We start from the raw sequence: 11,890 nt of genomic DNA, 5'->3' as shown, positions 1-11,890 counted from the left end.
GGATTGTTGTGTGGAATTATGCGGCGGTTGCATCTTATCATCAAACCCAACGCTTATGCCTGCTCTACATCTCAGTATTCCTTCACCCTGTCATGAAAACTGGCAGCAGATGGTACCCCAGGATCGTGGTCGTCACTGCAGTTCCTGTCAAAAGATCGTAGTCGATTTCACCAACATGAGTGATCAGGAAGTGCTGACCTATATGCAGCAGGCGACTTCGTCGGTATGTGGTCGATTTCATAACCACCAGTTGAATAAAAGTTATCGTACTGAAAAGCCGAAACGATCTTTTGCTTTCGCTTATGGCTGGAGTGTACTTGCAGGCGCATTGTTGCTTTCGGGCCAGCCAGCCTCTGCACAATCTGGGGATTATATGTTAGGTGAAGTTATGCCGACTACGATCAAAGCGGATAAGCCGTTCTGGAGTATTTCACACGCGATCAATAAACCTTCTTTACAGGAAATGGCGTTGAGGTACGCGGCCAAGCAACCGCCTGTCGAAGTGTTGATCGGAACAACGGGTGTAGTGATGACTGAATACGCGGTAACAGGGGGAATCAGTATTGTAGCGTACCAGGGTATACCTGAATCGTGTGTTGTAGGGAAGCCAGCTCTTGAAGTGGTAGACACTATCAGGCAATTTTTAGTCACTGATACAGCCGGTACGATAAACACGGATTCACTTATCGTACGTGACATTGAGTTGGAGGAAGTGGTCAGCGAGCATAATTCAGCAGCGGTATTGGTTGATGATGCCAGCTGGGTGGGGGAGGTTGCTGTGGTGGTAGAAGAGTCGCCAGTGGAACTGGCTAAGAAAACAATATCGGGCTGGTTACCTGGAAATAAAAGTATTACCCTGTATCCAAATCCGGTAGCTGGCGGAGGAACGGTAACGGTATCCCTGAAGCTGAAGCAAAGGGGGCAATACAAACTGGAGTTGCTGGATGCGGCCGGTCGACAGGTACATGTGCAGGCCTTGCAGGTGGTGCAATCTCCGCAGGCGCTGACATTGGTGACGCGATCATTTTGGAGTCATGGGGTGTATTGGATGCGCATTACCAGTCAGCACGAAAAAGAAGTATACCAGTCCAAACTGGTTATTCAATAAATGACTTAGGGCTGCAAGAATTACCTGTGTGCCCACAAAGATCTTGTACGATCCATCGGTTTTTTACACACTGGAAAAACACACCGGTCCGTATCTACGGCTGGTGTTTTTTTATTGTTTGAAGGCCGGGTGGAAGGTTTGCAACGTATCACGCAGGAAGTCGCGGTCGAGGTGCGTATAGATCTCCGTGGTGGTGATACTTTCATGGCCCAGCATTTCCTGTACGGCCCGCAGGTCGGCCCCACCCTCTACCAGGTGGGTCGCGAAAGAATGACGGAAGGTATGGGGGCTGATGTTCTTGTTGATCCCAGCTTTTTGTACGAGGTCTTTTAATAGGAGGAAGATCATGACGCGCGTTAGCTTACTACCGCGGCGGTTGAGGAACAAAATGTCATCCTGTCCTTTTTGGATAGGTACATGTACCCTGATATCATCCTGGTAGATCCGGATGTGTTTGATGGCGCTCTTCCCAATAGGTACCAGTCTTTCTTTATCACCTTTACCCAGTACACGGATATAGCCCTGCTTGAAGTATAACTGGGATATTTTGAGGTTGATCACCTCACTTACGCGCAATCCGCAACTGTACATGGTTTCCAGAATAGCTTTGTTGCGGACTCCCTCTGGTTTGCTGAGGTCGAGTTGCTGGATGATGGTCTCGATCTCTCCAAAAGTGAGGACATCGGGCAGCGCCCGCTTCAATTTGGGAGCTTCCAATAAAACAGTCGGGTCGTTGGTGACGATCTGTTCGATCGAACAGAACTGGAAAAAGGCGCGTATACCTGAAATGATGCGGGCTTGCGAGGTAGGTGTCATGCCCAGTTCTGCCACCCAATGTACGAACTGCTGCAGATCGGCCAGTTCGATGGCGGCAGGATTTTTTTCAATACCCTTCTGCTGCAGGTATTGCGTTAGTTTTTCGATGTCGCGGCCATAGGCCTCGACTGAATTATCGGATAGTGATTTTTCGAGTTGCAGAAAGGCCCGGAAGCCCTTCTTATAAGGTTCCCACATAGATTACTTGGTCTTCACCTTTTCGATCATCTTCTCTACCAGCTTGTAGGTAGCAGGGCAGTATTCAACATTTTGCTTAAACACGTGGATATAGTCGACCATGCGACGCTTGGTATGGTGCGGAAAACCGGAGCAGTCGGCCGGCCGCACTTCATAGATGGAACATTTGTTGTCCTTGAGATTGAGGAACTGACAGGGTTGGTTCTTGTTGACCCAATCTCCATTACGGTCTTTGTACAGCCATTTCTTTTTAAAGTCCTCAACACCCATCTCCAGGTGGTTGGCGATACGTTTCATATCGGCGGGAGTGAAGGTAGGGCTCATGGTCTTGCAGCAATTGGCGCAGGCCAGGCAATCCGTTTCCTTCCATACTTCCACATCGGTTTCTACAGCGAGTTGATCCAGCCGCCGGGGTGGGGTCTTTTCCAGTTTGGTAAGAAAGCGCCGGAAAGAACTGCGGTTGAGCAACATGGTCTTTTTGTATGCACGAAGATTGAATGCCATCTGGTCTTACTGGGTTAGATGTATGAATTTACTGCAATATTATCCAAATGTCTACAAAAATGGCGCTGAAACCCGTTGCTGGCGCCATCTCTTTTGAACATTGTATCCACGATAGCAGGTACGCGACAGCGCGGATAAGGGAGCGGGCAGGGTCGGACACTTCTATACATAAATATCTTCGATAAAGAAGTATTCCGGTGGCTGCTGATCCACTAGCAGGATGGACAGGATATTGTACTGCACACGTTTCCAGCCGGGATACTGGTACTGGTAAGCTGCCCCCGCTTTGATCAGGTGGCGGATCTTGAGCCGGGTGACACCCTCTTCCGGCATCCCGAAGTCGAGCGAAGTCCTGGTTTTGACTTCAATGAAATGCAGCAGGTCGTCGCGGGTGGCAACGATATCCAGTTCATAATGTTGGTAACGCCAGTTGCTGTGCAAAATGGTATAACCGTGTTGTTGCAGCCAATTGGCAGCGAGTTGTTCGCCTTTTTTGCCGGTTTCTATGTGTTGGGCCATGACAAGCTTTTTGTATTTTGCGCCCTTAAACAGGAATATGGATAACAGCACAAAAATAAGTAAGCTTGAGGGAAAGGTTCAACCATATACTTGGGGTGGATCCCAATTTATCCCTGCCTTGTTACAACAGCAGAATCCCGACAATAAACCTTTTGCAGAATACTGGATGGGAGCCCACGACAATGCTCCCGCTGTAGTGACCGGTACCGATGGTCAGCAACAACCTTTGAATGCCCTGCTGGCAGCGCATCCCGCGTTGTTGGGTAAAAAAGTACAGGGTGAGTTTGGTAAACTGCCCTACCTGTTCAAGGTGCTCGATGTAAAAGACATGTTGTCGATCCAGGTGCATCCGGAAAAGCAAGCGGCAATAGCCGATTTTGCGGCTGAAAACGCCAAGGGAGTGGCGCTCAACGCTCCCCATCGTAATTATAAGGATGATAACCATAAGCCTGAATTGATGTACGCCCTCAGTGAGTTTTGGCTGCTGCATGGTTTCAAAACAGCTGATCAATTGAAGCAGGTACTGGAAGCGACGCCCGAATTGCGCTTTCTGCTGCCGGTATTTGGCGAAGGAAACTACGCAGCACTATACAAAACGGCCATGGAAATGGATCAGCAGGCCGTAAACGAGCATTTACAGCCCCTGGTCGACCGAATCCTGCCTTTGTATGAAAAGGGTGCGTTGAAAAGAGCACAAGAAGATTTTTGGGCCGCCCGTGCCTTCAATACCTTTTGTGAACCTGGTCGCATCGATCGGGGGATCTTCTCTATTTATTTCTTTAATGTCGTCAACCTGCATCCCGGGGAAGCGATCTTCCAGGACGCGGGCATCCTGCATGCCTATCTGGAAGGGCAGAATATGGAGATCATGGCCAATTCCGACAACGTACTGCGGGGTGGATTGACCAATAAACATGTCGACGTGCAGGAATTGATGAAGCATGTGCGTTTCGAGCCGATCGTGCCGACGGTCATCACCGGCGTACCTGGTTCTTCGGCAGGCGAAGAGATCTTCCCTACTCCAGCCAAAGATTTTGAATTGCACCGTATTACGCTGAAGGCCGGTGGTACTACCACCATAACATCCACTACTGTCGATATCTTCTTCGTATATGCCGGTGATGTAGACGCCAGCGCAGGTGCTGAAACCGTGCGCCTGCAACAAGGAGAAGCTTTACTGGCAGTAGCTGGTACAGCGTTGACAATCAATACTGTAAAAGGAACGGAAGTATTTGTGGCTACCGTGCCCGCCTGAGAGCCCGTTCGTGCTATTTCTAAGGCTGAAAGCAATAAATTATCGTAAATTTGCCGATATTTATCCCGTATGAAACTGAATAGAGCCAATATCATCTACCTGTTTGTATTGATTGCTGCCGCTTCTGTGTATCGCGTTGTCGATAACCGGATGCTGGGTTTTGCCCCACAAATTGCCATGGCCCTTTTTGGCGGTATGGCCATCCGTAATAACAAAACGCTGGCTTTCGGTCTGCCTTTGTTTTCCCTCTTTATTTCAGATGTGATGTACGAAATACTGTATACACAGGGGCTCAGTACCATTCGTGGTTTCTACGAAGGTCAGATCATCAACTACATCATCATGGGATCTGTAGTACTGGTTGGGTTCCTGTTTAAAAAGGTAAATGTGCTGAATGTCATTGCTGGTTCGCTGGTGGCACCGGTGTATTTCTTCCTGATTTCGAACCTTGTTGTCTGGATGGGTATTCCTTACAATATGTATCCCAAGACCTGGGCTGGATTGGTTGATTGCTTCACGCAAGCGGTTCCTTTCTTTAAGGGATCATTGCTGGGCACTATATTCTTCAGCGCCATCTTCTTCGGGGTTTACTATTTTACCAACAAGAGCAAGAGCACGCAGCGTGTAGCTGAAGTGCCTGCTGCCGCATAAGTCTTTTCGCACCACAAGATCGGAGCCTGGCCAATACATATTGGCCGGGCTTTTTTTATGCTATCCCTGGCCGGCCTCGTAGCCTTCGTCAACCAGCAGGTGTTTACCATCGGCCGCTGTGGTGGCGAGGGTGTCGCACCGGTTGTTGTAAACGTTATCGGCATGGCCCTTTACCCACACGAATTTGATATTGTGTTTTTGTGAGAGCTTATAATAGCGGGTCCAGAGATCGGGATTCTTTTTACCACCGGCAAATCCGGTAGCGATCCATTTCTTCAACCAGCCTTCCTTGACCGCTTTTACTACGTACTGGCTGTCGGAATAAACCGTAATGTTCAATCCCTCACGGTTCAGTGCTTCCAGTGCGGCAATCACGGCCAGCAATTCCATGCGGTTATTGGTCGTGCGGCGGTATCCACCAGATAATTCTTTGGTTTTTCCTCCATACATCAGGATCGCGCCATAGCCTCCGGGACCTGGGTTGCCGCGGGAGGAGCCATCAGTGTATACCACGAGTTCTGTATTGCTTGCCAAATCAAGTAAAAATTAAAAGGTTGTTCGTTTAAGGTGACGGTATTAAGGCGGCAATGTTCGTCAAAAACGGACAATTAAAAAAATCTACACCTGTATCACGCCGGGATTGAAGGGCGCCATATAGGGTTGGTGGTTGGCTGCTGCGAGTCCTTCCGAGATAACTTCCCGGGTAGTCAGCGGATCGATGATACCGTCTACCCACAACCGTGCCGCGGCATAGTAGGGACTTGTTTGTTGCTCGTAACGGCCTTTGATGTCCTGCAACAGTTTCTCCTCCTCCTCGGGTGATACGGTTTTGCCTTTGGCCTTCATGCCGGCAACCTGGATCTGCAGCAAGGTTTTGGCAGCCTGGTCTCCACCCATGACGGCAATGCGGGCACCAGGCCAGGCGTAAATGAATCGCGGATCGTAGGCCTTGCCACACATGGCATAATTACCGGCGCCATACGAGTTGCCTACCACGATGGTGATCTTGGGGACCACAGAATTGGCCACTGCGTTGACCAGCTTGGCGCCATCTTTGATGATGCCTGCCTGTTCGCTGCGGGAGCCCACCATGAATCCGGTAACGTCTTGCAGAAATACCAGCGGGATCTTTTTCTGGTTACAGTTCATGATAAAGCGGGCTGCTTTGTCAGCGCTGTCATTGTAGATCACACCACCCATTTGCATTTCCCCTTTCTTGCTTTTCACCATCTTGCGCTGGTTAGCCACGATACCTACGGCCCAGCCGTCGATGCGGGCATAGCCGCAGAGGATCGTTTTTCCGTATTCTTTTTTAAATTGGTCGAACTCGGAATTGTCTACCAGCCGTTCGATCACGTCAAGCATATCGTAGGCCTTGGTGGGGTCGGCAGGGATGATGCCATAGATCTCCGCGGGTGATTTGGCCGGAGCGACCGGTTTAACGCGATCGAGACCTGCTATGCTGGCGTTGCCGCCAATACGTGACACAATGCGTTTCACCTGGTCCAGGCACTCCTGTTCGGTAGCGAACTTGTAATCGGCGATACCGCTGATGGCATTGTGTGTTTCTGCACCACCGAGTGTTTCGCTGTCGATGTCTTCACCAATAGCTGCTTTTACCAGGTAGGGGCCTGCGAGGAAGATAGAGCCATTGCCTTCCACCATGAGGGTTTCATCGCTCATGATCGGGAGGTAGGCTCCTCCGGCCACGCAGCTGCCCAACACAGCAGCGATCTGGGTGATCCCCATGGCGCTCATGCGGGCATTGTTGCGGAAGATGCGACCGAAATGTTCTTTATCGGGGAATATTTCATCCTGCATGGGCAGAAAAACGCCCGCGCTGTCCACCAGGTAGATGACCGGCAAGTGGTTTTCCATGGCAATCTCCTGCATACGCAGGTTCTTTTTGCCGGTGATCGGAAACCAGGCACCTGCCTTTACTGTTTGGTCATTGGCTACGATCATACACTGACGTCCGCTGACATATCCTACACCCGCCACCGTACCACCAGCAGGGCAGCCGCCTTGCTCGGCATACATTTCCCAACCTGCGAGGGCGCCCAGTTCAATAAAAGGAGTATGGTCGTCGCGTAGGTAATCGATCCTTTCGCGGGCTGTGAGTTTGTTCTTTTCGTGTTGTTTTTCAATAGCCTTTTTTCCACCGCCCAGGCCTACCAGGTCGAGCCGCTGGCGCAATTGGCTCAACGCTAACTTGATCGCATCTTCGTTCTTGTTAAATTCCAGGTTCATAGTACAAGCGTTTTAATGGCCGGGGCAGTTTCAGGTGGGTACACTGATGCCCTGGCCGGTAAGTACCACAAAATAAGACTTTCAGGCAAACGGCACACACCTGCTTACGCAAGGTTGATGCCGGGGGGAGGGAGTTAACACAAGGACTATTCCATTGACTGTAAAGATTTTACTATTTTTAGTGGGTATGTGGAAGAAAAACAAATGGCTGTTCCTGTTAATTGGGGTGGCGTTATTGTTGAAAGTCTTTTCTATGTTTCCTGAAGCCGTCGACAGGTATTATGCGCATGGCTTCTATCCCCTTATGGCGGCCGTACAACGGATTTTGTTGGGATGGATACCCTTCAGTATCGGTGATCTGCTGTATGGAGCTGCAATCATCTTTCTGTTGTATAAATTGTTCGACCTCGTGAAGCGCCTGATCCGGCGAAAAGCGGATCGCACCTATTGGCTTAGTGGAGGGCGGCTGTTGCTGCATGTCATATTGTGTGTTTATGTCTCTTTCAATCTTTTCTGGGGGCTGAATTATAACCGGGCGGGCATTGCTGCCGACCTGGGCCTGCAGGTCGATAAGTATACCAAAGAAGAATTGGTACAGGTGATGGAGGTATTGGTCAGCAGATTACAGGATCTGGATAGCACGGGACGGATTGACCGCGAAGCTCTGCACAAAAAGCGTTACTTGTTTGACGGGGCCGAGGTGGCCTATGATAGCCTGACTCCCCGGCATCCAGCTATCAGTTACCGGCATTCTTCCGTAAAACCTTCCCTGTATAGCTACCTGGGCAATTACCTGGGGTATACCGGCTACTACAACCCGTTTACCGGAGAAGCGCAGGTCAACACGACTGTACCGGTATTTCTGCAGCCATTTACCACCTGTCATGAAATAGGGCATCAACTGGGGTATGCCAAAGAGAGTGAGGCTAATTTTTCCGGTTACCTGGCCGCCAAATCTTCCAGCGACGCGCGTTTCCGGTATTCGGTGTATTTCGATATGTATTCTTACAGTTGGTATTATCTGTACCGGCAGGATTCGATGCTGGCCAAGCAATTCAGAGAACATTTGCCACAGGGAGCGAAGAAAGACTATGCGGAGCTGAAGGAGTTCTATTTGCGGCACCGCAATCCGGTAGAGGCAGTGATCGATAAACTGTATGGTCAATACCTGAAGGCTAATCAACAGCCTTCAGGTAAATTGAGTTATAACGAGGTGATTGCGTGGCTCATTGCTTATTACAGAAAGTATGGTGCTGGTGCGGTTTAGAACTTGTTCTTCCACATCATACTTTCTACAGGCCTGTTGGGCTGGCCACTGTATTTCGCATTCTGTTTCTGGTTGTATTTTACTTCGATCTCTCCTTCTACGGGGAAATAGATCAACTGGCCGATCGGCATGCCGGCATAGATCCGGACCGGCTGTTTTACCGATATCTCCAGGGTCCAGTTACCGCAAAAACCCACATCTCCTTTGCCGGCCGTGGCATGGATATCGATACCCAGTCGACCAGTGGAGGATTTGCCTTCCAGAAAAGGTACATGGGCATGTGTTTCGGTGTATTCCATGGTTACCCCCAGGTAGAAGACATGGGGATAGAGGACGAAGCCGTCATCCGGGATCTCGAAAGACTCGATGGTATTGTGTTTTTTGGCATCCAGTATATGCTCGCGATAGGTTGCCAGCACTTTACCCAGGTGCACATCGTACGAATTGCTGCCAAGGCATTCTCTCTTGTAGGGCTCGATTTTAATCGTTCCTTTCTCCATTTCTTCCAATATGCGCTTGTCCGACAAGATCATGTGGTATGCTTATTTTATATTTGAGGCGAAATTAGGGCTCCCATAACGAAAGTAATCGCTAAAATTATACATTGGCACTGTTTTATCAACATAATATCAACGAGCACACCAGGCTGGGGATTTGGCGTATCGAAGAGCCTGAGGCGTTTTTTCTGGAGCGTGTACCACTTAAGAAAGATGTGTCGCACCCCTACAAACGCTTACAGCACCTGGCGGGGCGGTATTTGCTACCTGCGTTGTATGAAGACTTTCCCCTGTCGGAGATCCTGGTGGCCGATACGCGCAAACCTTTTCTCGAAAGCGAGCAATATCACTTCTCTATATCTCATTGTGGAAATTTTGCGGCAGCGATTGTCAGCGATCGCTATCGGGTAGGGGTGGATGTAGAATTTGTTACGCCCCGACTACGTCGGATATCGGAGAAGTTCCTGCATAGCGAGGAGGCCGCCTTTCTGCGCGTTTGGGAAGACCTTCCGCAAATGCACCTGGAGCTTACCACGTTGTTGTGGAGTGCCAAGGAAGCGATCTACAAATGGTACGGACTGGGCCTGGTCGATTTTAAGGACCATATGCGCCTGTCGGGTGAAATTGTATCCGGCGTCAATGAGTGGATTACGATGCCTTTCGAGTTCCGCAAAGGTGATGTAGTTCCCATGACCCTCACGGCCAGGTTATTCGATCAGTTGGGGTTGGCCTGGGTGGTGACCTAGTAGCGAGTCCCGGCTACTCTCCGGCAATCAGTGATTTGATCTGCCACTGTCCTTTTTGCTTGTCGAGCAACAGACGATAGTCACAGATATCCCAGGTGAGATCGTTGCGTACCCAGCCAGTGATCTTACCATCGAAAGATTGAATATAGACCCAATTCTCTTCATTGCCTCCCTTTACCTTACTGACCGGTTCGGTTACCACTTTTACGATATCGTAGTTCAACACGCCCACGGAAGGAGCAGTACGGTCGGCTTTTTTGCGTACATGCGCGTCAGGAGCAATGATGGTGACGCATTGGCCGCAATTCAGACAGCTCTTATCCTTGATATCGCGGTGTGCTGCATAGGGGAAAATAAACTCCTGGTTGACCTTGCCGGTGAATACGCCACCGAGCGTCAACATTTCCTCCAGGTTTTTCCAGATAGGAGAAGCGGCATGTTGGGGCGCATATATCTCTTTGAACCCCTTGACTCCGTTGGCCGCGCCGTTGGAGGCTACTTTTACGGCAGGGTTGAGCAGCCTGACCAGTGCCTGGGCATCTTTGCGGGCAACAATGGCTTTGAGTGTATCGGTAAATTTCCGCAAGGAGCTGTCTTTGCTCACTTCGCTGCGGGGAGGGTTGCGATAGGTTTGGGCAATGGTCAGCAGGCTTTGTACGGACAATAAAAGGACGAGGAAATATTTCATAAGAATAGCACTTATAGGGGCGCAAGTTTACGGTTAATCTTCCAATAAATCAGTTTCGTCGATCAAATTCAACTGTATATTCTCACTGCCGGCAATGCCTTCGATGGAGCCCTTGATGTGCGCTGCATTCAGCAGCACTTTTTCCAGTTGCTTTTCCCGGGCCTTCCACAATTTTTCCATGGCGTCGCGTTCTTTCTGAATCGACATTTTCATCGATTGAAATCCTTCGCGGATGGCTTTCCACTGCTCGCCAAATTCATTACTGGTTAAATAATCATACAATAAGTGCATCTTATCACCGCGGTTCTCCTGCGATTTGGAGACGTTGTAGATCTTGATGATGCCATCGCGCAGTACCTGTGAGAGGGCGATCGCTTCGCCGAATGTGCAGATCCAGATACCTTCCACCTGGCCAAACTTATTCAACTGTTCTGGCATGGCCTGGCTCACGATCACCGCTACATCGGCCGTTGTGCTGCGCATATCGGCTTTGAGTTTCTCGATCCAGCTTTTGTCAAAGTGTTTTGTCCGCTTACTCTCATAAATAATGCGGCCGCATTCCTGGCCAAACTGGTTGCGTATGGTCAGGATACAGTCTGCCCCGCGGATACCTTTGCCCACTTCGTTGATCATGTCGAAGGGGAAGGCAGCTTTCAGCATTTCTTCCAAGGCCAGTTCCTGGATCTCTCCCTGCAATTGCATGGACCCCTGTTCGGCTTTGCGCTTCATTTCTTCGATCAACCTTTTCTGATCTTCCAACTGCTTTTCGAGTTCCTTTTGTTTGAGCTGGTGTTCGATCTCCCGGTTGGCATTCTTCTCTTCTTCCATTTTCCGGATCTCTTCCGATAAACGGGTCCTTTCTTCCTGCAGTTTCCGTTGCACGGACAATTCCAGCTCCTGTTCTTTGGTTTTCAGCTCCTGTTCTTTTTTCAGGAATTCCAGCTCTTTCAACCTGGCAGTCCGTAATTTCTCTTCGTTGTCCTTGTTATTTTGGGTCAGCAGGGAGAGCTGATTCTCGTAATCGGCACCGATGCTCTTACGGAGGTTTTCTTCCAGCGATTGCTGCAATTTGACCTTTTCCTCCTGAAATTTCCGGTTGTATTCGGTAGCAGCGGCCTGGGCCTGCTGTTGTAAGTCTCTTTCGCGGCGGGCAAACTGTTCGGTCTGTTCCTTTTCCTTCCGAGCAAATTGCTCCGCCGTTTCTTTCTCCTTACGGGCGAAAGCTTCTTCCTGCTGCTTTTTATATTGTACCATCTGCTCGCGCAGCTCCTTCTTGTATTCTTCCGATACAGCATCCTCTATATCAAACTGATGTCCACATTTGGGGCATTTTATATCCGTAGCCATTCCCTGATGATTTGGGTGCAAAGTTAATTAAAAAAGGAGCGCAT

General features: G+C 49.6%; 13 protein-coding genes. 5 read left to right on the top strand and 8 right to left on the bottom strand.

Features of this window, described 5'->3' with window-relative positions; genetic code table 11:
* The first annotated feature begins 55 nt into the window (after positions 1-55).
* On the top strand, positions 56-1,108 hold the full coding sequence (locus P2W70_RS34025) for a T9SS type A sorting domain-containing protein (protein WP_276486087.1): 1,053 nt from the start codon (positions 56-58) through the stop codon (positions 1,106-1,108).
* Positions 1,109-1,219: 111 nt separating this feature from the next.
* Here the strand turns inward: P2W70_RS34025 and xerD are convergent, their stop codons facing one another.
* The 3 genes from xerD to P2W70_RS34010 form a co-directional block, all read right to left on the bottom strand.
* Positions 1,220-2,122, bottom strand: a complete 903-nt coding sequence (gene xerD / locus P2W70_RS34020; RefSeq protein ID WP_276486086.1) for a site-specific tyrosine recombinase XerD — start codon at positions 2,120-2,122, stop codon at positions 1,220-1,222.
* Positions 2,123-2,125: 3 nt separating this feature from the next.
* Positions 2,126-2,626, bottom strand: coding sequence for a YkgJ family cysteine cluster protein (locus P2W70_RS34015; RefSeq protein ID WP_276486085.1), 501 nt, complete (start codon positions 2,624-2,626; stop codon positions 2,126-2,128).
* Between the two features lie 162 nt (positions 2,627-2,788).
* Positions 2,789-3,145 carry a YraN family protein gene (locus P2W70_RS34010; protein ID WP_276486084.1) on the bottom strand — a complete coding sequence of 119 codons (357 nt, stop codon included), beginning with the start codon at positions 3,143-3,145 and terminating at the stop codon, positions 2,789-2,791.
* Here P2W70_RS34010 and manA point away from each other — a divergent pair.
* A complete protein-coding gene (manA, locus tag P2W70_RS34005; RefSeq protein WP_338119871.1) occupies positions 3,132-4,400 on the top strand; it encodes a mannose-6-phosphate isomerase, class I in 1,269 nt (422 codons plus the stop codon). The genes P2W70_RS34010 and manA overlap by 14 nt on opposite strands.
* Positions 4,401-4,469: 69 nt before the next feature.
* A complete protein-coding gene (locus tag P2W70_RS34000; RefSeq protein ID WP_276486082.1) occupies positions 4,470-5,051 on the top strand; it encodes a DUF6580 family putative transport protein in 582 nt (193 codons plus the stop codon).
* A 60-nt stretch (positions 5,052-5,111) separates the two neighbouring features.
* Here P2W70_RS34000 and rnhA read toward each other — a convergent pair whose 3' ends face one another.
* Both rnhA and P2W70_RS33990 read right to left on the bottom strand, forming a co-directional pair.
* Positions 5,112-5,585: a ribonuclease HI gene (gene rnhA / locus P2W70_RS33995; RefSeq protein ID WP_276486081.1), complete on the bottom strand. Its 474-nt coding sequence runs from the start codon at positions 5,583-5,585 to the stop codon at positions 5,112-5,114.
* An 84-nt stretch (positions 5,586-5,669) separates the two neighbouring features.
* The gene (locus tag P2W70_RS33990) at positions 5,670-7,301 is read right to left on the bottom strand and encodes an acyl-CoA carboxylase subunit beta (RefSeq protein WP_276486080.1); all 1,632 of its coding nucleotides are present in this window, start codon (positions 7,299-7,301) and stop codon (positions 5,670-5,672) included.
* Positions 7,302-7,488: 187 nt separating this feature from the next.
* Here P2W70_RS33990 and P2W70_RS33985 point away from each other — a divergent pair, with 187 nt between their 5' ends.
* A complete protein-coding gene (locus tag P2W70_RS33985) occupies positions 7,489-8,568 on the top strand; it encodes a DUF3810 domain-containing protein (RefSeq protein ID WP_276486079.1) in 1,080 nt (359 codons plus the stop codon).
* Here the strand turns inward: P2W70_RS33985 and dcd are convergent.
* The gene (gene dcd, locus P2W70_RS33980; protein ID WP_276486078.1) at positions 8,565-9,101 is read right to left on the bottom strand and encodes a dCTP deaminase; all 537 of its coding nucleotides are present in this window, start codon (positions 9,099-9,101) and stop codon (positions 8,565-8,567) included. The genes P2W70_RS33985 and dcd overlap by 4 nt on opposite strands.
* Positions 9,102-9,172: 71 nt before the next feature.
* Between dcd and P2W70_RS33975 the strand changes: the two genes are divergently transcribed.
* Entirely contained in the window at positions 9,173-9,811 is a 639-nt protein-coding gene (locus P2W70_RS33975) for a 4'-phosphopantetheinyl transferase family protein (protein WP_276486077.1), read from the top strand.
* A gap of 13 nt (positions 9,812-9,824) precedes the next feature.
* Here the strand turns inward: P2W70_RS33975 and P2W70_RS33970 are convergent, their stop codons facing one another.
* Both P2W70_RS33970 and P2W70_RS33965 read right to left on the bottom strand, forming a co-directional pair.
* Complete coding sequence (locus tag P2W70_RS33970; RefSeq protein WP_276486076.1) at positions 9,825-10,499, bottom strand: SH3 domain-containing protein; 675 nt, start codon at positions 10,497-10,499, stop codon at positions 9,825-9,827.
* A gap of 33 nt (positions 10,500-10,532) precedes the next feature.
* Complete coding sequence (locus tag P2W70_RS33965) at positions 10,533-11,846, bottom strand: DUF2130 domain-containing protein (RefSeq protein WP_276486075.1); 1,314 nt, start codon at positions 11,844-11,846, stop codon at positions 10,533-10,535.
* Between the last annotated feature and the right edge of the window lie 44 nt (positions 11,847-11,890).

This window comes from Paraflavitalea pollutisoli, assembly GCF_029360705.1.
Taxonomy (GTDB): Bacteria; Bacteroidota; Bacteroidia; order Chitinophagales; family Chitinophagaceae; genus Paraflavitalea; species Paraflavitalea pollutisoli.
This window is presented reverse-complemented; position numbering and strand designations above follow the sequence as displayed.